This window comes from Geobacter sp. AOG1, from assembly GCF_019972315.1.
Classification (GTDB): Bacteria; Desulfobacterota; Desulfuromonadia; order Geobacterales; family Geobacteraceae; genus Geomobilimonas.
Map to the genome: position 1 here is coordinate 3,433,832 of NZ_BLIZ01000001.1, position 18,067 is coordinate 3,451,898.

The window sequence follows — 18,067 nt, forward strand, 5'->3', positions numbered from 1 at the left end:
ATCATCTTACGGGGAAAACCATGACAACTTTTGCGGAAGCGCGGTCCATCATTCTCGACAACATCTCACCCCTCGGAAGCGAACGGGTCATGCTGAACCAGGCTGTCGGGCGCCTGCTCGCGGAAGACATCATCGCACCATGGGACATACCACTCTGGGACAATTCGGCCATGGACGGCTTTGCCGTCAGGGCCGCCGACTGCCGGCCGGGCGCAACCCTTCCCGTGACCGGCTTTCTGCCGGCCGGCGAGTCGGGCACAATACCGCTGGCGGTCGGTAGCGCCATCCGGATCATGACCGGTGCCCCCATCCCTCCCGGCGCCGACGCCATCATCCCCATTGAGGAGACCGACCCGGCGGACGATCGAGTCACCCTCATCGAACCGGTCAAGAAAGGGCAGCATATTCGTTACCGGGGAGAGGACGTGACGGGTGGCGAGCCCGTCATCCCGGCCGGCACCCTGATCCGGCCGGCCGAGATCAGCATGCTCGCCTCCTGCAGTCGCCTCCTCGTGCCAGTCCATCGCCGGCCACGGGTGGCAATCGTCTCCACGGGGGACGAGTTGGTGGAGCCGGGAGAGCCTCTGGCGCCGGGTCAGATTATCAACAGTAACACCCTCGCCCTGGCGGCGGCGGTGCAGGAAGCAGGGGCAGAACCGGTCATCATCGGCATCGCCCGTGACGACTTGACGAGCCACAGGGAGAAGCTGAAAGAGGGTCTCCAGGCCGATCTGCTCATAACATCGGCAGGAGTTTCGGCCGGTGACCGGGACCTGGTGCGGGACGTGCTGGCGGAGCTCGGGGTGAAGCAGCTCTTCTGGAAAGTGGACATCAAGCCGGGACGCCCAACCGCCTTCGGGCTCAAGGACGGCAAGCCGGTCTTCTCCCTCCCCGGCAACCCGGTGGCGAGCCTCGTCACCTTCGAGTTGTTCGTCCGCCCTGCCCTGCTCCGGATGATGGGGCACGGGGGGGTCATCAAGCCGACCGTTTCGGCGCTTCTCCAGGACGAAGTGAAGAAGAAACCGGGACGGCTCCATTTCATCCGGGTGCGAGTGGAAAAGGCCGATGACGGTTACCTCATCCAGCCGTCCGGAGACCAGAACACCGGCATCCTCAAAACACTCGTCCATGCCAATGGACTTGCCCTGCTACCGCCGGAAGGGGACCGTTTCCCCACCGGCACCCCACTGGAAGTAATCCTGCTGGACCGGCAGTTCGAGATGGGCAACCCGTAGCAGAAACTGCCTGACGACTCCACTGTTTCGCAATATTATAAAATTTTTACCACAAGTAAAATAAGGCCCGGCGCGCTTTTCCGGGCTTTTTTTATTGACCCGTGGCGGTACATACACTAAAATATAATCTTGTTTTACACATGAGAAACAATAACCGCGTCATTGTCGGAGACGGTCACGAACAGACGCGGTGAACAGTCGATGACGACGTTGTGAACATACCAATTTCAGATCAAGGATGAAATCAAGGCGGCGAGGATTGAGGCGACGCAGGCGTACAGACAGTACGTAGAGGAGCCGAAGACGAGCCAACGCAGATAGCTCCTTGATGTGGAATTGGCATAACTACTTCCAAGGAGGATGGCATGCATCTGGTTGAACAGATCAAGACGAAGGCAAAGAAGAGTCTGCAGACGGTGGTCCTGCCGGAAAGTTACGATGAGCGGATGCTGTTCGCCGCCCAGCAGGTGACGGAACAGGGACTGGCGAAGATCGTCATTCTCGGCAATCCCGGGGCCGTACAGAGTGCTGCCCAGGCAAAAGGGGTCAACCTCGCCGGCGTGGAGATTCTGGAGCCGGCCACGTCCCCGAAACTCGGGGCCTACGTCGACGCCTTCGTGGAACTGCGCAAGAGCAAGGGGATGACCCGGGAAGAGGCGGAAAAGACCCTGACCGCCCCTGACAACCTCTACTACGCGGGGATGATGGTCAGGGAGGGAGATGCGGGGGGTGAAGTGGCCGGTGCCACCGGCACCACCGGCAACGTCCTCAAGGCCGCCTTCCAGACCGTCGGCACCGCCCCCGGCATCAAGACCGTTTCCTCCTTCTTCCTCATGATCACCAAGACCCCCAGCTTCGGCGAGAACGGCATCATTCTGTTCGCCGACTGCGCGGTCAATCCCAACCCGGATGCCCAGGCACTGGCGGAGATCGCCGTGGCAACCGCCCGCAACTGCAAGTCTTTCCTCGACGTGCCGGCACGGGTGGGGATGCTTTCCTTCTCCACCAAGGGGAGCGCCAGCCACGCCGACGTGGACAAGGTGCTGAAGGCGGTGGAAATCGCCAAGGGGATCGACCCGGCCCTCCAGATCGACGGAGAACTCCAGGCGGACGCCGCCCTCCTCCCGAAAGTGGGCGAGAAGAAGGCGCCGGGGAGCCCGGTGGCGGGGAAGGCCAATGTCCTCATCTTCCCCGATCTGGACGCCGGCAACATCGCCTACAAACTGGTGGAGCGAGTAGCCGGTGCCGAAGCGGTCGGCCCCATCATCCAGGGACTCGCCAAGCCGGTCAACGACCTCTCCCGCGGTTGCTCCGTCGAGGACATCGTCAACGTCGTCGCCATCACGGCGGTCCAGGCGCAGGGGTAAGACTCTAGCGAGTATAGATGCAGGAAGAGCCGGCAGCGGAAGCTGTCGGCTCTTTGCGTTTCCGGGATACATCTCACCATATCCCACCTCCCATATCCACCTTGACACCTACAGCCAGAAAGATTACAAACGTTCGCAAAGAAATCATCTCCCGAATGAAATCTCAAAAAAGAAGATATGACATATGCGGCATAGCCCGCAACACCGTTACCAACCATGCAAAGGACACCACATGACAACCCTGCCCAAATGCCCCTCATGTAGTTCGGAATATACCTACGAAGACGGAGAGATGTACGTCTGCCCAGAATGCGCCCATGAGTGGGCAAAGTTTGCAGCGGAGGGCACGGAGGCTGACAGTGTCGTGCGTGACGCCTTTGGCAATGTGCTCAATGACGGCGACTCGGTGACCGTCATCAAGGACCTGAAAATCAAGGGATCGTCGTCGGTGGTCAAGGTCGGCACCAAGGTCAGGAACATCCGCATTGTCTCGGGAGACCACGATATCGACTGCAAGATCGACGGCATCGGCGCTATGCAGTTGAAATCGGAGTTCGTCAAGAAGGCGTGAATGACGGTAACCATGGTAAGCTCTGGACGGCAGACTTGACGAGGGAGTTCTCCATAGGAGCTTTGCCGAACCACCAGCGGCAGCAGACAAGCTGCCTCGCCCTAACTCATCACTCTCTAAGAAAGGCCCCCCATGACCCTATCCACCCTGCTCTACTTCCTGGGCGCATCCGTCGCCCTGACCCTGGCCCCCGGCCCGGACAACATCTTCGTCATGACCCAGGGGATCGCCCGGGGAAGGAAGCCGGCCATCGTGACCGCCCTCGGCATGTGCAGCGGCATCAGCGTGCACACGACGGCAGCGGCGTTCGGCATCTCGGCGGTGTTCTACTCGTCGGTAGTCGCCTTCAATGTCGTCAAGTACGCCGGCGCTGCCTACCTCCTCTACCTGGCCTGGAAGACCTTGAAAGAACGCTCCTCCGTCAGGCTCTCCGCGGCCGACGACCGCCCTGCCGCCGCCCTGTTCAAGCGGGGCTTCATCATGAACGTCCTCAATCCGAAGGTGGCCATGTTCTTCCTGGCGTTCCTCCCCCAGTTCGTCACCACCGGCACCGATCATGTCCCATTCCAGATGCTGCTCCTGGGGCTGATCTTCATGGTGCAGGCGGTAATCATTTTCTCCCTTATCGGCTATTTTGCGGGGAGCATCGGCAGCTTCATCCTGACCCGTCCCCGCATCGCCAAGTACTTCGATTGGCTAACCGCCGGGGTCTTCGCGTCGCTGGGAATGAGGTTGGCCCTGGCGGAACGGTGACACCACACATCAGACAAACAAAAAGGCCGCCGGTAACGCTACCGTCGGCCTTTATACGTTTTACTCCGTGAGTCCTATTTTCTGACGAAATCCGATCGGGAAAAGGAATACTCGAACTGCATGTGGTCGGTGTAGGTACCGGCCAGGATGGCGGCCACGTCTTCCGTGAAGACCAGTTCCTCATCGGTGGGGATGACATAGACCTTGACCGGCGAGTCGTCGGTGGTAATGAGGGTCTCCCGTTTGCGGGTCATGGCCGACTTGTTCCGCTCCTTGTCCAGCTTGATCCCCAGGTGCTCCAGCCCTTCGATAGTCCGCTCACGGATCGGCCACCCCATCTCGCCGACGCCGGCGGTGAAGACCACCGCATCGAGCCGGCCGATGGCAGCCATGTAGGAACCGATGTACTTGCGCAGCCGATAGGCCTCGATGTCGAGGGCCAGCTTGCAGAGCTTGTCGCCGTTGTTGGCGTGCTCGATAACGTCGCGGCGGTCGGTGAACCGGCCGGTGATGCCGAGCACCCCGCTCTTCTTGTTGAGGATACTGTCGATTTCCTTGGCGGAGAGGTTTTCCTTCTGCATCATGAAGGCGGGGATGGCAGGATCGATGTCGCCGCAGCGGGTCCCCATGACTGCCCCTTCCAGCGGAGTAAGCCCCATGCTGGTATCCACCGAAATGCCGTTTTTGATGGCGCAGTGGGAGACACCGTTGCCGATGTGCATGGTGATGATGTTGCACTCCTTGGGAGACTTGCCGAGGAGCACCGCCGCCCGCTTGGAGACGTAGAGGTGGGAGGTGCCGTGGAAACCGTAGCGGCGCACGCCGAACTTCTCATACCAGTCGTAAGGGAGCGGATAGAGGTAGGCATGCTCCGGCATGGTCTGGTGGAAAGCGGTGTCGAAAATCGCCACGTGCGGCACGCTGGGGAGAAGGGCCTGGGCGGCCTCTATTCCCGCGATATTGGGAGGATTATGGAGCGGGGCCAGATGCTGCACTTCCTTGACCGCATCCAATACTTTTTCATCGATCATGACGGAGCAGGTGAATTTCTCCCCGCCGTGCACGACACGGTGACCGATGGCAGATATCTGGTTGATGTCTTTAAGCACACCATGGACCGGGTCGGTCAGGGTCCGGATGATCAAGTCGATAGCCACCTGGTGGTCAGGGCACTCGGACTCTTCACGGTAGGTCTCGCGCCCCGGGACTTCATGCATGATGAAGGAGTCGCCAATAATAACCCGCTCCACCATCCCCTTGGCGATGACCACTTTCTTCTCCCAGTCAAACAACTGGTACTTGACCGAGGAACTCCCGCAGTTGAGAGCTAGAATATCCATGTATTCCTCCTGACCTGTAGTCTCAGAAAATCAATTACCGCTATCAGATTTTTAGGTAGCGGTAAAAATTATCGACAGAAAATTTATCACAAATAAAACTGTTTTTTATAATACCGTAGTATTAGTGTCAATTCAAGATGTTTTCAACACTTTTTCTGTATACCTTTCTGCTGGACATTTCCAATGGTGTGTGCTAGTTAAGAGTTTCAACTAATTATTCACAAATCAAGAAAAAGGAGGTGAATACTTTGGCTCATACCATTACCGAAGAGTGCATTAACTGTGGTGCATGCGACGAATCCTGCCCGGTGAACGCCATCAGCGAAGCTGGTGACAAGCGCAAAATCGATGCGGATACCTGCATTGACTGCGGCGCCTGTGTGGATACCTGCCCCGTAAATGCAATCCATGCCTAATCAGTATTATTCAGCTGTTTCTGTTCTGCCGGCGTCCGGTCATTGACCGACGCCGGCCGATTTTTTTCACCCACGCCAGGTCCCTTCCCCATCACCCCCAAATTTTTCTCGACAAAAACCCTTTGTATCGCTCACTTACCTTGTCCCTGCAAAACTTCTCTTTGATTTCATGACATTCTGGCCCCGCAGTTTGTGTCCGGAAACGGAAAAGGCCGGCATAAATGCCGGCCCCGGGATGAAGTCAGTTTCGAGAAGAAGATTTTACCGTCACTATTTACTGGCGACCGTCGAGTTAACCACTTCCACACCAAACTCACCGGCATTCTTGGGGAGGTCCTTGAACACCGCCACAAAGGGTATCGACTTGCCCGGCTCGACACCAAGATTTGCAAGGGAGTCGCCAAACTGGTTGTTCATGGCGGCCTCTATCTTGGCCATGGGAAGAGTCGCCAACTGCTCCTTGGTGAGGGGGTTTCCGCAGTACGCGGTCCGCTGCACCAAGACCTCTCCCTTGTTTCCGAACACGGCAACTTTAACCTGGATGGAAGCCCGCGGTTTCTTGTAGGCGTTGAGCGCCTCGCCGGTGATGACAAACAGTTCGCCCGCTTCCTTGTTCATAACGAAGCTCGCCGACGTGTTGCGGATGGCAATTGCGCCCGCTTCCTTGCTTTCCATACCGAACCAGTCGGCCATGAACCCCAGTCCAACTTTCTTGAGCGCAACCGGCCCCTCCTGGTACACATAGAAACCGAGTCCAGCGATAGCGACTACCATCAACACGACAATGGCAATCAGCACAATCGAAACGATCGAGGAGCCTTTGCGACGGGAAGCGATGGAAAGGGGGGGGAGGTCCTCGTCAGCTGCGGGAACTCCTCCCTTTGCATGGAGAGCTCCCGCCGCAACAACTGCAGCACCTGCCGCGACGGCGGTCGCCGCTACGGGCATTTCCCAGCTTACGCCCTCTCTTTTCGGAGGCGGAGATTTCTCGGCGTGCCCCCCGAAGTCGATATCGCCAAAATCAAGCGGCTCCATTTCTGCCGCTTTCTTGGTCGCGCCAGCAGGTTCTCCCACTTCCGGGACGTCCGATTCGAAACTGAACAGCTGATCCTGCGCCGGCGGGGAGGTAAGTTCACTCTCCTCAGGACTCCCGAAGGCGTCGGAGAAATCGTTCGCGGCCGGCTGCAGTTCCTTGTCTGCTGCACCCTGCTCCAGGGCGGAATCTTCGTCAAAACTGGCAGGGAAGCCTTCCAAAGACGGCTCCGGAACGGCCTGCTCTGCCCCGGTTCCGAAACTAAAGGAGTCCTCGGCAATCCCACCGCTTAAATCCTCCTCCTGGAGGGGAGGCGTCATCCCGCCAGCTGTCGGCGACGGCTCGTCGGCAGCAAACGCAAAGTCGAAGTCGGAAGTTGAAGATGGTTCCGGCTCCGGCGGCGTCGGTGAATATGCCGGTTCTTCGGAACTGAAATCGAACTCACTGAAATCAATACTATCGGACGCGGATTCGGTAGCAGGTCCACCATGCGGAACAGCCGGCTCCTCGGAAAAGGGGGTTTCACCGAACTCGAAATCGCCGGATGCCATTTGCTGAGCTGCCGATACCTCTTCCGGTACCTGCTGATCAAACGCAACCTCTCCAAAATCGGGCCCTTCGTCGGCAGAAGGAGCAAATTCCGCTTTCGGTGCTGCCGACTCTTCGGAAAGGGAGAATTCGTCGAAGTCCATACTGGTTGCAGACGTCTCCGTCGAAGGTGGTGCCTGGTCTGTGAAGGATTGGTCGAAAGACGACGGTTCTTCACCCGGAAACGCGAAACCCTCGGAGGATAAATCTCCTGCCGACGCCTGCTCAGCGCCGGACGGTGCCTCGCTGGCCGGGGTTGAGGACACATCTTGTTGCTGAAGGGAAGACGGGGCTGATGCAGAAACACCGCCAGCCAACATGGAATCGGCTGCGGGCTCTTCAACGGGCTCATCCCTCTTTACCAGGAAGATTTCCTTGCATTTGGAACAGCGGACCTTGACCCCGCCCGGCTTGACCTTGGCGTCATCCAGCTTGAACCTGGTATTACAGTGGTCACATTGGACAATCATTGTGTCCTCCACAGGGGAGATTTAGGAAATGAGTTCATAAATGGCCGGCAGTTCACGGTATCGTTCGTCAAAATCGAGACCGTAGCCGACGAGGAACCTGTTCTCACAGGAGATACCTACATAATCAGGGGTCACCTCAACCTGACGTCGCCCACTCTTGTCGAGCAGGGTGCAGATCTTAACACTGCGCGCTCCCTGATCGCTCAAGTAGCCGAGGAGAAACTGCAGGGTCAGGCCGGTATCGACAATATCTTCCACCACCAGAACGTGTTTCCCGGCAATGGGTTCATCAAGGTCTTTCGTTATGACAACTGTCCCCGTTGACGAGGTTCCGCTGTAGCTTTTCAGCTTGACGAACTCCATACTGAGTGGAAGCCCTATACTACGGGCAAGATCGGCAGCAAAGAACAGTGCCCCCTTGAGCACGACAACCAGCACCAGTTCTTCGCCAGCGTAATCCCGTCCGATGCGCTGTGCCAGCTTCTCAACTGACGCTGCAATCTGGTCAGAGGAATATACCAGTTGCAGTTCCGCATCCATAGTAGCCTCACAAACCCGCTTCAACCTTGAAATTACCAGTTTTTTCTATAACAGAAAGGGGTACCCGTGTCAATTTATTCTGGCCCCTTTGCCGCCTTATGCTATATAATTTGGAGGTCCCATACCCACTGAAAGGAACAGCAATGAAAACCATTCGTCTCCTCACCGTTATTACCATCTCCTTATGCTTCGCAAGCGCTGCCCTCGCCGCACCGGACCTGGCAGTCGACCAGCCCGTCCACGATTTTGGCACCGTGGTGCAGGGGAAAAAAGTCGACCATATCTTCAAATTCCGTAACAGAGGAGATGCTCCCCTGAACGTGGTTCGTGTCAGGACTTCGTGCGGTTGTACCGCTGCGAACGTTACGACCAAAACCTTACTCCCGGGAGGAGGCAGCGAACTGAAGGTAACTTTCGACTCCAGCACATTCGGCGGCAATATCAGCAAACTCATTTATCTTGAAACGAATGATCCGCAGAAACCGGTTACTACCCTCACTCTCAAGGGAAGCGTGGCAGAAGAAGTCGTCGTGACCCCTCGCCAGCTCAATTTCGGCACGGTAAAACCGACGGTGAGCAAGGAGATGGTCGTCACCGTATCAAATCAGGGTGGTAAAGCTGTAAAGTTAACGGCGGTGAAATCCCCGCTTTCACAAGTGACGATAAAGACGGGCAAAACCAAGCTGAAGCCGGGAGAAACGACCACTCTGGCCGTAACCGTCACGCCACGTTCAGAGGATCGGTTCCTGAGCGGCTACCTGACAATCACCACCGACAACCCGGCCCGCAAGGAAATCATGATACCTCTTTACGGTTCGCTGACACACTGATTCGGGTTACTTCTCGCGCAATTCCTGGTATGCCCGTTCAAGATTCACATCGATGAACGTCTTGTATCCGGGAAGGTGTTCATAGCCGGCAAGCCGGAAATCCCTCTTGACCTGGGCAAGGGTTGCCCCCTTCTCCACATAGCGGAGCACTTCCGTCGTGAACTCACGGTAAAATCGGGTAAAACGTTCGATTCCCGTGCTATCGGTAACCTTGCCGAGCCCCGGGATGACGGTCCTTGCTCCCAGTGACCCCAGTATCTCCAGGATGGCGGCCCACTCCCGCAAATGGCCATCCCCCATGTAGCCGATTACATCGTTGTAAACCAGATCCGACGTGAACAGCACCCCGGGACCGGGCATATAGACGAACACATCTCCCTCGCTGTGGCCGAACCCGGTGTTACTGAGAACAATGGTAACGCCGTTCCGCTGCAGGGTCAGCCCCTTGTCGAAGAACGTGACCGGGTTGGGGAGTTCACGGTACTCATTTTTCAACGACTGCCAGGTCTGCCAGGAAGTGACGATTTCCGCGTTTTTCGGCAGATCGAAATCAATGAAATTGAACCCCTTATGATGGTGGGTCAGAAGCACGTAGCGAAGAGGAAGGGGAGTCAGCCGGGCGATCTCGGCCAGGAGCTCTTTGATCCCCTCGGGGACAAAATGGGCACCGGCCAGAAGCACCTGGTACTTGGTTATGATGATCATGGCATTGCTGGCCGCCTTCCCACCCGGCACGGCAATGGCGGCATATACCCCATCGGCAACCTTCTCGACCTGATAATTTGCTGCTGCAGCCGGTCGGGTCAAGGAGAGTACAATAGCACTGAATATTACGAATGAATAGAACCGGCGCATGGGAACTCCGTCATTTTTTTCGATTGTAGCAGAACTTTTTCCCAATTGACAGAGCTATGGAGGCTAAGCCATTTCAGGAAGCACGGAAGATTAGTCTTGAGTTACAGGATGAAATAGTGTAGAAAAGATAGTTCGCGGGCGGTTAGCTCAGTTGGATAGAGTACAGGCCTCCGAAGCCTGGGGTCGTGGGTTCGAATCCCATGCCGCCCGCCATATCAACAAAAAGGGAGCCATGAGCTCCCTTTTTTGTGCCTTGCCACCACCCCTCACCATGCTAAACTTTACCCAGTATGGACGAGGAGACGGATGTGGAGCAGCATTTCCTTGCAGACAACGCCCTGGGGCAATTCCTTGATTGTCTCACCCAATATGGGGCACTTCACGGACCGACCCGGACCTCCGACGGAGTAGATGTTTTCGGCCCAATCCAGGCCGGTATAGAAGGTCTGCTTCTCGACTACCGACGCACCCTCATCCCCCCCAAGAAATACCTTATCCCCCCCCGTCAGACCATCCTGAACTACGCCACTGCAACCGGCTACACCTTGCCCACTGGACCTGCACCGCAGCTCGTCCTGTTCGGAGTACACCCCTGCGACCTGCAAGGGATTGACTATCTGGATCGCGTGTTCATGGGGGATCGCCCCGACCAGCTCTATCGTCGCTACCGGGATGCAATCACACTGGTCGGCCTCTCCTGCGAACCGGATGCATTCTGTTTCTGCGCCTCCCCTGTAAAAGCTCCCCACAATGCCGACCTGTTCCTCCAGCGTATAGAGCACGGTTTCCTGGTCAGCACTGAAACATCCAAGGGGAAGAGGATGCTTGCCGGTCTCGAACCGCTGCTGACGAAAACTGAAGCAGCTCCTCCACCGCCTGTCGAGAGCCGGATGATGAGTCGGCTCAATGACGTGGCAGTAACCGGCAGAACATTTCCCGACAGCCCTCTCTGGGAAAGCTTTGCCGCACGTTGCCTTTCCTGCGGCGCCTGTTCGGTCTGCTGCCCGACCTGTTACTGCTTCGACGTCCTGGAAAATGGTGCCCTTGACGAAATGACCGCCGACCGGCTCCGGGAGTGGGACAATTGCCTGTTCCGGGCCCACGGCGAGGTGGCTGGAGGCCATAACTTTCGCCCTACCCGCCGGGAACGCTTCCACTACCGCTACCTGCACAAATACCTGGGGTTCGGCGCATTGGCGGGAGTACCCGCCTGTGTCGGCTGTGGCCGCTGCCGGGAAGTATGCCCGGTGGCAATTGACCTGACGGAGCTGTTCGCGGAGGGCGACGATGTCTGCGCCTGAACTCAACTCTGTCCCGATTCCCGCCCGTATTCAGACCATTCGGCAGTTGACCGCCGACACCTCCCTGTTTCGCCTCCAATTGGATGACGACAAGGCTTTCCCCTTCATCCCGGGCCAGTTTATCCAGCTGTCAGTACCGGGCGGCGGCGAAGTTCCCATCTCTCCTGCAGACCTTCCTGCAGAGGATGGGACCATGGAGCTGTGCGTGCGCCGTTTCGGTCATGTCACATCGCTTCTTCACCAGAGCAGGGTGGGAGACCGACTCGGCATTCGCGGACCGTTAGGTAACGGTTTTCCCGTCGACGAAATGGCAGGTAAAGACGTCCTGCTCCTCGCGGGTGGGCTCGGTATAGCGCCGCTCCGGTCCCTCCTCTTCCATCTTCTGCGCCATCGTTCCGACATTCGCTCCCTCACCCTCATGTACGGAGCGCGGGAACCGGCCGTCATGCTCTTCAAGGACGAACTTCTGGACTTGGCCGCCACTGGCTCACTGCGCCTGCTATTGACCGTCGATTTCCTGTCTGATACCGGCCAGGAAGAACCGGCATGCAATGTCGGCCTGCTCCCGACCCTGCTCAAGGGGGTGCGGTTGGAATCGAGCCTCTCCTGTGCCGCCGTCTGCGGTCCGCCGGCACTCTACCGCTGCACCATCGACGAGCTTCTCCAGGCCGGCGTAGCTGGAGATGACATCTATCTGTCACTGGAACGGCGGATGAAGTGTGGCGTCGGCATCTGTTGCCATTGCGCCATCGGCCAGCTTTTCTGCTGTTGCGACGGACCGGTCTTCCGTTACCGGGACATCAAAGACATCCCCGGTGCCCTATGACCCGACCAACCCTTGCCATAGCGGGACTGACCGCCTGTTTCGGCTGCCAGCTGACCCTCCTCAACTGCGAGGCAGAACTCCCAACCCTCGCCGAGCGTTTCGATTTCACCTACTTCCCCATGGGGAGCAGCAGACACGATATTGGGGGAGAATTTTCCGCAGCCCTCGTCGAAGGGTCAGTTTCCACACCAGACGACCTGGAAACACTGGTCAAACTCAGGAGCCGGAGCCGCATCCTGGTCGCCTTCGGCACCTGTGCATGCTGGGGCGGGGTTGCCGCCATGAACAACCACCTTTCCCGCGAGGCAATGACTGAATCCGTCTATGGCAAGGGAGCTGGGCCCACAGGAAGTTTCAACCCTTGCCCCCTTCACCGTTTTGTCACCGTCGACTTCTCCATTAACGGCTGCCCGCCGGAAAAACACGAACTGCTGACAACCCTTGCGGCTCTTCTCCATGGGACCTTGCCGGTATTTCCCCAATACCCTGTCTGCACCGAATGCCGCAACCGGGAATGCCTCTGTCTCCTTATCGAACGGGGAGAACCATGCCTTGGTCCCATTACCCAGGCCGGATGCAACGCCCGCTGTCCGGCAGTCTCCATCAAATGTGAGGGATGCAGGGGGCCGGTAACGGAAGCAAACGTGGCGTCGGAACTTGAGGTACTCCTGGAGAAGGGGATATCTCGGGAGGAAGTGATACGTCGTATGCGACGCTTTTACCCGGAGTGGGACTATGGGCAACGTTCTTGAGATAAAGCCGCTCAGCAGGGTCGAAGGGCATGGGACGGTGAAGGTTTCCATTGCCGGACGCCAGGTCGAATCGGTCCAGCTCAACCTTATCGAATCACCGAGGCTTTTCGAGGCTCTCCTGGTGGGGAAGCCGTACGATGAACTGCCGGAGATCATCTGCCGAATCTGCTCCATCTGCTCGTCAGTGCACCGGGTAACCTCTCTTCAAGCCATCGAGGCCGCACTCTGCATCGGGATATCCGAACCGACCGCCCTTTACCGTGAACTGATAGTTGCAGGGGGACAGATCGAAAGCCACAGCCTGCATCTGTTCTGTCTCGTCCTCCCCGATTACTTTGACAGTGCCGGTTTTGCCGAACTGGCGACAAAAGCCCCTGCAGAATTCAAGACCGGACTTCGTATCAAGGCTGCAGGCAACCGCATCCAGGAACTCGTCGGCGGAAGGCTCATCCATCCCGCCAATCTCGTCCCGGGAGGGATGGGAAAGCGTCCTGCCCGGGACGAGTTGAAGAGACTCAGGGATGAACTGCTGGAGGTACTTCCCGATGCGGTTAAGGCCTGCGAACTGTTCGCTACATGCCCCACTCACCTGCATCCGGCCAATTTCACGCCTCCCACCTACCTGGCGGTCCAGAGTGACGACTCGGAATCATCACCGGTAAAACAGCTTGTCACCAGTAACGGCCAGGGCACCGACATCACAAGGTACCGTGAACTCCTTCCGGAACAGGTTGTCCCCCACTCCTACGCCAAGCAGAGTCGTGCCGGAGGAGAGATCGTGGCAGTAGGAGCACTATCCCGTCTCAACCTGGGGATCCAACTCTCTTCGCGAAGCGCCCAGGCATTCTTCGATGCCCGCTCCCAACTTCTTGGCGCACCGATATCGGCTAATGTTCTGGCGCAGGGGGTTGAACTGATCCACTCCGTGGAACAAAGTATAGCTCTCATCGACACTCTTCTCGATCATCCGGCAACGTGTGAACCACGGGCACCTTTACACATTCATGAGGGTATCGGCACGGCAGCCCTGGAAGCACCGCGCGGCGTACTGATCCACAGATACGAGCTTGATAATCGCGGCATCTGCATTGCGGCTGACATTGTCACCCCTACCGCCATCAACCAGGCTGCCATGGAGCGAGACCTCTACGCTCTCGCTTCTGCACTTACCGGAACTGACGAATCGGAACTGAAACGACAGCTGGAAATGCTCGTGCGCGCCTACGACCCATGCATCTCCTGCGCAGTCCATGTCGTGAGAATTTAGCTCTTTTCAGTATCGTTTGAGGTTGCTTACACGCCAGCCGCATGCTACAACTCACCCATGCAACTTCCCACCACCCTTTTCCCCGGCCGTCTTCTCAAACGCTACCAGCGATTTCTTGCCGACGTACAGTTGGACAGTGGCGAGGCAGTCATCGCCCACTGCCCCAATTCCGGCAGCATGCTGGGGTGCAAGACCCTGGACAGTCCAGTGCTTCTCTCCTGCAGCGATAATCCGTCACGAAAACTCAAATACACGTGGGAATTGGTTTTTGTCCATGGGTATTGGGTCGGCATCAACACCGGCCTCCCCAACAGGCTCGTGCGTGAGGCAATCGAATCTGGAGTTGTAAAGGAGTTGCAGGGGTATACCACCATCAGGCCTGAAGTTCCCTATGGGAAAAACAGCCGGATAGATCTCCTGTTGAGTGGCTCAAGCGGATGTTGCTACGTGGAAGTGAAGAACGTGACGCTGAGGGAAGGTGATAAGGCCTTGTTCCCCGATGCAGTTACAACGCGGGGTCAGAAGCATCTACGGGAGCTTATGGAGGTGGTTCGGAATGGGTCGCGGGGGGTCATCTTCTTCGTGGTGCAACGGGGAGACTGCCAGACGGTGAGCCCTGCAGACGCCATCGATCCTGAATATGGAAGACTGCTTCGGCTGGCCGTAAAGAGTGGGGTCGAAGCACTCGCCTACCAGGCTTTCGTTAGCCCGGAGGAAATTCGGCTAGTTCGGCCCCTGTCGATACTGCTCTGAGACCTGGCAGCAAGCTACAGTTGTTAAAAATCCGCTTGCGCCCACGAAAAAGGCGAGGTTCCCCTCGCCTTTACGATTTCATGTGTATCATGTTAACTAATCTGCTTTTGCCTCACAGGCTTCATCACCCTCGACAACATGGGTTTTGAGTGTTTCTTCCGCAACCGGTTCTGAACTCAGCACATCTGCCTGAACAGTTGCGGCCGGAGCAGGCTTAGGGGCAGCCTTCTTAGCGGTAGTCTTTTTAGCCGGCTTCGATTCGCTTTTTGCCTTTAGCTCTTCTTCGACCAGCTCGATGATGGAAACCGGAGCATTGTCGCCGGGGCGGATTCCCAGCTTGATGATACGGGTATAGCCACCGGGGCGTTCTTTGTAGCGAGGGGCTATGGTCGTAAACAGCTTTGTCACCACCTTCTTGTCCCTGATATAGGCAGCTGCCTGACGCATAGCATGTAGATCACCCTTCTTGCCGAGGGTGATCATCTTCTCTGCGATGCTGCGGAGCTCCTTTGCCTTGGCATCGGTGGTCGTAATTTTTTCATGATTGAGGAACGAAGTCACCATGTTACGAAACATGGCTACTCTGTGACTTGTTGTTCTCCCCAACCTTCTGCCTGCATTATTGTGACGCATGACTACGGGTTCCTTTCTCTTTTAGCCTTGCGGATTACTCTTCCTCTTTACGGTCTCCACGGAGTCGGCGCATGATTTCCGGATCGGGGAAACCTTCCAGCTTCATACCCAGCGTAAGACCCATATCCGCAAGAATATCCTTTATCTCGTTGAGCGATTTACGGCCGAAATTCTGAGTTTTGAGCATTTCTGCTTCGCTCCGCGAAACCAGCTCGCCAATCAGCTTGATACCGGCATTCTTGAGACAGTTTGCGGAACGCACCGAAAGTTCAAGTTCGTCAACGGAGCGATACAGATTTTCGTTGAACTTCTCACGCTCCTCAAGGGGTTCTCCCTCTTCAGACGGTTCCGATTCTTCGTCAAAATTGATAAAGATGGTCAACTGCTCCTTGAGTATCTTGGCAGCATAGGCTATCGCATCATCGGGTTTGACACTACCATCTGTCCATATTTCTAGGGTGAGTTTGTCATAATCAGTGATTTGCCCAACGCGAGCGTTAGTAACCGTGAAATTAACCTTCTGGATCGGTGAAAATATGGAATCGATCGGTATCGTACCAACCGACGCCTTTTCATCACGGTTGCGGTCTGCGGGTACATACCCACGCCCCATTTTTACTACCATTTCCATTTCCAGGTTCGCATCCTTTGAACAGGTCGCGATGTGATGATCGGCGTTGAGCACCTCAACATTGGAATCAGTAATGATATCGCCTGCTGTTATAATTCCTTCCCCTTTGTGGATGACTCTGATGGTGCGGGGTTCCTGTCCATGCATCTTGAAACGTACGCTTTTAAGATTGAGAATGATATCCGTAACGTCTTCGGTAACCCCCGGAATGGCGGAAAATTCGTGGAGTACCCCCTTCACCTTAACGGAGGTAATGGCAGCACCCTGCAGAGAAGAAAGCAGCACCCTGCGCAGAGAGTTGCCGAGCGTCGTACCGAATCCACGTTCAAATGGCTCAGCGTAAAATTTTCCGTACGTATTAGTAAGCGTATCCGCTTCAACCTGCAGCTTTTTGGGTCTGATCAGGTCGCGCCAGTTTTTATACATGTAGTGCCTCCCTGTCGGGTGTAGTTAGCCTTTACTTGGAATAGAGCTCGACAATCAATTGCTCCTGGATCGGCATAGTTATGTCTTCCCGCACCGGCAGGGATTTAACCATACCTTTATAAGCATCCTTATCCAGTTCCAGCCACTGCGGGATACCCCGCCGTACCACTCCTTCCAGGGATTCATTTATGGAGGCAACCTTACGACTCTTCTCGCGCAACTCAAGGACATCACCAACCTTTACCTGAATGGAAGGGATATTCACTTTCCTGCCATTAAGAGTAAAGTGGCCGTGCCGCACCAGCTGACGTGCTTCAATTCTTGAGGTGGCAAAACCTGACCGGTACACGATATTATCGAGTCTTCGCTCCAAGAGGGAAAGGAGGTTTTCACCCGTTACCCCCTTCATACGGTCTGCCTTCTCGAAATAGGAGCGGAATTGTTTTTCCAGTATCCCGTAAATGCGACGAACCTTCTGCTTTTCACGCAACTGAACACCATAAGCGGAAACCTTCGACCGCCCTTGTCCGTGCTGGCCCGGCGGATAATTTCTCCTCTTGATGGCGCACTTGTCAGTATAGCAGCGCTCACCCTTCAGAAACAGCTCCATGTTTTCCCTTCTGCACAGACGGCAGGAGGGTCCTGTATATCTAGCCAATGAAGACCTCCTTAACTATTGTTAGCTTACTATTAAACTCTTCTTCTCTTTGGCGGACGACAACCATTGTGAGGAATGGGGGTAACGTCGCGAATAAAGCTTATGCTGAAACCTGCTGCCTGCAGAGCTCTGAGAGCAGACTCCCTGCCGGATCCAGGACCTTTAACATACACTTCCACACTTCTCATCCCGTGTTCCTGTGCCTTCTTGGCACAATCCTCGGCAGCCATCTGGGCAGCAAACGGGGTGCTTTTACGAGAGCCCTTGAATCCCTTGCTTCCGGCAGTAGACCACGCGACCACATTACCGACCGGATCGGTTATGGTAATAATGGTATTGTTGAAAGTGGCCTGGATGTGCGCCACTCCACTGGGGATATTCTTGCGTTCCTTTTTCTTCTTGACGACTTTTTTTGCAGGGCTAGCCATTATTCCTCCAGATCACTTGTTCTATTTCTTCTTGCCAGCGACCGTTCTGGCCGGCCCTTTTCTTGTTCTGGCATTGGTCTTGGTCCGCTGTCCGCGTACCGGCAATCCTTTGCGATGACGCAGACCACGGTAGCAACCAAGATCCATGAGCCGTTTGATGTTCATGGAAATATCACGGCGCAGGTCTCCCTCGACCTTGACATTTTTGTCAATATTCTCTCTAATCCGGGCAACTTCTGCCTCGGTAAGATTGTCTGTTCTGGTGTTCATATCCACACCGGATTCAGTAAGAATTTTTTGCGCCATAGATCGCCCTATACCATAAATATAGGTCAAGGCGATCTCAATCCGTTTGTTCCTAGGTAGGTCTATGCCCGCGATACGTGCCAATGCC

Annotated in this window: 20 protein-coding genes and 1 tRNA gene; 12 read left to right on the top strand and 9 right to left on the bottom strand. The window is 56.1% G+C overall.

Annotated features, from left to right (window positions below; translation table 11 throughout):
• Positions 1-20: 20 nt before the first annotated feature.
• The 4 genes from glp to LDN04_RS15640 all read left to right on the top strand — a co-directional run bounded on the left by glp (position 21) and on the right by LDN04_RS15640 (position 3,926).
• A complete protein-coding gene (gene glp, locus LDN04_RS15625; protein ID WP_223912733.1) occupies positions 21-1,235 on the top strand; it encodes a gephyrin-like molybdotransferase Glp in 1,215 nt (404 codons plus the stop codon).
• A gap of 365 nt (positions 1,236-1,600) precedes the next feature.
• A complete protein-coding gene (gene pta, locus LDN04_RS15630; protein WP_223912734.1) occupies positions 1,601-2,602 on the top strand; it encodes a phosphate acetyltransferase in 1,002 nt (333 codons plus the stop codon).
• A gap of 232 nt (positions 2,603-2,834) precedes the next feature.
• Positions 2,835-3,173, top strand: coding sequence for a zinc ribbon domain-containing protein YjdM (locus LDN04_RS15635; protein ID WP_223912737.1), 339 nt, complete (start codon positions 2,835-2,837; stop codon positions 3,171-3,173).
• 132 nt (positions 3,174-3,305) lie between these two features.
• A complete protein-coding gene (locus LDN04_RS15640; RefSeq protein ID WP_223912740.1) occupies positions 3,306-3,926 on the top strand; it encodes a LysE family translocator in 621 nt (206 codons plus the stop codon).
• Positions 3,927-4,000: 74 nt separating this feature from the next.
• Here the strand turns inward: LDN04_RS15640 and LDN04_RS15645 are convergent, their stop codons facing one another.
• A complete protein-coding gene (locus tag LDN04_RS15645; RefSeq protein ID WP_223912743.1) occupies positions 4,001-5,266 on the bottom strand; it encodes an acetate kinase in 1,266 nt (421 codons plus the stop codon).
• Positions 5,267-5,514: 248 nt separating this feature from the next.
• On the opposite strand from LDN04_RS15645, the gene LDN04_RS15650 reads away from it, so the two are divergent.
• Positions 5,515-5,682 (top strand): DUF362 domain-containing protein, encoded by a 168-nt coding sequence (locus LDN04_RS15650; RefSeq protein WP_214176501.1) that lies wholly within the window; start codon positions 5,515-5,517, stop codon positions 5,680-5,682.
• Positions 5,683-5,952: 270 nt separating this feature from the next.
• Here LDN04_RS15650 and LDN04_RS15655 read toward each other — a convergent pair whose 3' ends face one another.
• Positions 5,953-7,773: a DUF3426 domain-containing protein gene (locus LDN04_RS15655; RefSeq protein WP_223912745.1), complete on the bottom strand. Its 1,821-nt coding sequence runs from the start codon at positions 7,771-7,773 to the stop codon at positions 5,953-5,955.
• A gap of 21 nt (positions 7,774-7,794) precedes the next feature.
• A complete protein-coding gene (gene hpt / locus LDN04_RS15660; protein WP_223912748.1) occupies positions 7,795-8,313 on the bottom strand; it encodes a hypoxanthine phosphoribosyltransferase in 519 nt (172 codons plus the stop codon).
• A 143-nt stretch (positions 8,314-8,456) separates the two neighbouring features.
• Between hpt and LDN04_RS15665 the strand changes: the two genes are divergently transcribed.
• Positions 8,457-9,143 carry a DUF1573 domain-containing protein gene (locus LDN04_RS15665; protein ID WP_223912752.1) on the top strand — a complete coding sequence of 229 codons (687 nt, stop codon included), beginning with the start codon at positions 8,457-8,459 and terminating at the stop codon, positions 9,141-9,143.
• Positions 9,144-9,149: 6 nt separating this feature from the next.
• Here the strand turns inward: LDN04_RS15665 and LDN04_RS15670 are convergent, their stop codons facing one another.
• Positions 9,150-9,998 carry an MBL fold metallo-hydrolase gene (locus LDN04_RS15670; protein WP_223912754.1) on the bottom strand — a complete coding sequence of 283 codons (849 nt, stop codon included), beginning with the start codon at positions 9,996-9,998 and terminating at the stop codon, positions 9,150-9,152.
• Positions 9,999-10,134: 136 nt separating this feature from the next.
• On the opposite strand from LDN04_RS15670, the gene LDN04_RS15675 reads away from it, so the two are divergent.
• The 6 genes from LDN04_RS15675 to sfsA all read left to right on the top strand — a co-directional run bounded on the left by LDN04_RS15675 (position 10,135) and on the right by sfsA (position 14,897).
• Positions 10,135-10,211, top strand: a tRNA-Arg gene (locus LDN04_RS15675).
• A 95-nt stretch (positions 10,212-10,306) separates the two neighbouring features.
• Positions 10,307-11,299, top strand: coding sequence for a 4Fe-4S dicluster domain-containing protein (locus LDN04_RS15680; protein WP_223912756.1), 993 nt, complete (start codon positions 10,307-10,309; stop codon positions 11,297-11,299).
• Positions 11,286-12,125, top strand: a complete 840-nt coding sequence (locus LDN04_RS15685) for an FAD/NAD(P)-binding protein (protein WP_223912757.1) — start codon at positions 11,286-11,288, stop codon at positions 12,123-12,125. The genes LDN04_RS15680 and LDN04_RS15685 overlap by 14 nt, the downstream gene beginning before the upstream one ends.
• A complete protein-coding gene (locus tag LDN04_RS15690) occupies positions 12,122-12,877 on the top strand; it encodes an NADH:ubiquinone oxidoreductase (protein ID WP_223912759.1) in 756 nt (251 codons plus the stop codon). The genes LDN04_RS15685 and LDN04_RS15690 overlap by 4 nt, the downstream gene beginning before the upstream one ends.
• Complete coding sequence (locus tag LDN04_RS15695) at positions 12,861-14,144, top strand: Ni/Fe hydrogenase subunit alpha (protein WP_223912761.1); 1,284 nt, start codon at positions 12,861-12,863, stop codon at positions 14,142-14,144. The genes LDN04_RS15690 and LDN04_RS15695 overlap by 17 nt, the downstream gene beginning before the upstream one ends.
• Before the next feature lie 57 nt (positions 14,145-14,201).
• On the top strand, positions 14,202-14,897 hold the full coding sequence (sfsA, locus tag LDN04_RS15700; RefSeq protein ID WP_223912764.1) for a DNA/RNA nuclease SfsA: 696 nt from the start codon (positions 14,202-14,204) through the stop codon (positions 14,895-14,897).
• 96 nt (positions 14,898-14,993) lie between these two features.
• Here sfsA and rplQ read toward each other — a convergent pair whose 3' ends face one another.
• Genes rplQ through rpsM form a run of 5 tightly spaced genes read right to left on the bottom strand, consistent with a single transcriptional unit; the run spans position 14,994 to position 18,063 of the window.
• Complete coding sequence (gene rplQ / locus LDN04_RS15705) at positions 14,994-15,530, bottom strand: 50S ribosomal protein L17 (protein WP_223912767.1); 537 nt, start codon at positions 15,528-15,530, stop codon at positions 14,994-14,996.
• A gap of 34 nt (positions 15,531-15,564) precedes the next feature.
• Positions 15,565-16,587 carry a DNA-directed RNA polymerase subunit alpha gene (locus LDN04_RS15710; RefSeq protein WP_223912770.1) on the bottom strand — a complete coding sequence of 341 codons (1,023 nt, stop codon included), beginning with the start codon at positions 16,585-16,587 and terminating at the stop codon, positions 15,565-15,567.
• A gap of 31 nt (positions 16,588-16,618) precedes the next feature.
• Entirely contained in the window at positions 16,619-17,245 is a 627-nt protein-coding gene (gene rpsD, locus LDN04_RS15715) for a 30S ribosomal protein S4 (protein WP_223912773.1), read from the bottom strand.
• Between the two features lie 32 nt (positions 17,246-17,277).
• The gene (gene rpsK / locus LDN04_RS15720; RefSeq protein ID WP_223912776.1) at positions 17,278-17,673 is read right to left on the bottom strand and encodes a 30S ribosomal protein S11; all 396 of its coding nucleotides are present in this window, start codon (positions 17,671-17,673) and stop codon (positions 17,278-17,280) included.
• Positions 17,674-17,694: 21 nt separating this feature from the next.
• On the bottom strand, positions 17,695-18,063 hold the full coding sequence (rpsM, locus tag LDN04_RS15725; protein ID WP_223912779.1) for a 30S ribosomal protein S13: 369 nt from the start codon (positions 18,061-18,063) through the stop codon (positions 17,695-17,697).
• Positions 18,064-18,067 lie beyond the last annotated feature (4 nt).

What these genes read in the sequence shown, in the direction of transcription:
- glp (WP_223912733.1), top strand. Translation starts at nt 21, where the DNA reads ATGACAACTTTTGCGGAAGCGCGGTCCATCATTCTCGACAACATCTCA.
- pta (WP_223912734.1), top strand. Translation starts at nt 1,601, where the DNA reads ATGCATCTGGTTGAACAGATCAAGACGAAGGCAAAGAAGAGTCTGCAG.
- LDN04_RS15635 (WP_223912737.1), top strand. Translation starts at nt 2,835, where the DNA reads ATGACAACCCTGCCCAAATGCCCCTCATGTAGTTCGGAATATACCTAC.
- LDN04_RS15640 (WP_223912740.1), top strand. Translation starts at nt 3,306, where the DNA reads ATGACCCTATCCACCCTGCTCTACTTCCTGGGCGCATCCGTCGCCCTG.
- LDN04_RS15645 (WP_223912743.1), bottom strand. Translation starts at nt 5,266, where the DNA reads ATGGATATTCTAGCTCTCAACTGCGGGAGTTCCTCGGTCAAGTACCAG.
- LDN04_RS15655 (WP_223912745.1), bottom strand. Translation starts at nt 7,773, where the DNA reads ATGATTGTCCAATGTGACCACTGTAATACCAGGTTCAAGCTGGATGAC.
- hpt (WP_223912748.1), bottom strand. Translation starts at nt 8,313, where the DNA reads ATGGATGCGGAACTGCAACTGGTATATTCCTCTGACCAGATTGCAGCG.
- LDN04_RS15665 (WP_223912752.1), top strand. Translation starts at nt 8,457, where the DNA reads ATGAAAACCATTCGTCTCCTCACCGTTATTACCATCTCCTTATGCTTC.
- LDN04_RS15670 (WP_223912754.1), bottom strand. Translation starts at nt 9,998, where the DNA reads ATGCGCCGGTTCTATTCATTCGTAATATTCAGTGCTATTGTACTCTCC.
- LDN04_RS15685 (WP_223912757.1), top strand. Translation starts at nt 11,286, where the DNA reads ATGTCTGCGCCTGAACTCAACTCTGTCCCGATTCCCGCCCGTATTCAG.
- LDN04_RS15690 (WP_223912759.1), top strand. Translation starts at nt 12,122, where the DNA reads ATGACCCGACCAACCCTTGCCATAGCGGGACTGACCGCCTGTTTCGGC.
- LDN04_RS15695 (WP_223912761.1), top strand. Translation starts at nt 12,861, where the DNA reads ATGGGCAACGTTCTTGAGATAAAGCCGCTCAGCAGGGTCGAAGGGCAT.
- sfsA (WP_223912764.1), top strand. Translation starts at nt 14,202, where the DNA reads ATGCAACTTCCCACCACCCTTTTCCCCGGCCGTCTTCTCAAACGCTAC.
- rplQ (WP_223912767.1), bottom strand. Translation starts at nt 15,530, where the DNA reads ATGCGTCACAATAATGCAGGCAGAAGGTTGGGGAGAACAACAAGTCAC.
- LDN04_RS15710 (WP_223912770.1), bottom strand. Translation starts at nt 16,587, where the DNA reads ATGTATAAAAACTGGCGCGACCTGATCAGACCCAAAAAGCTGCAGGTT.
- rpsK (WP_223912776.1), bottom strand. Translation starts at nt 17,673, where the DNA reads ATGGCTAGCCCTGCAAAAAAAGTCGTCAAGAAGAAAAAGGAACGCAAG.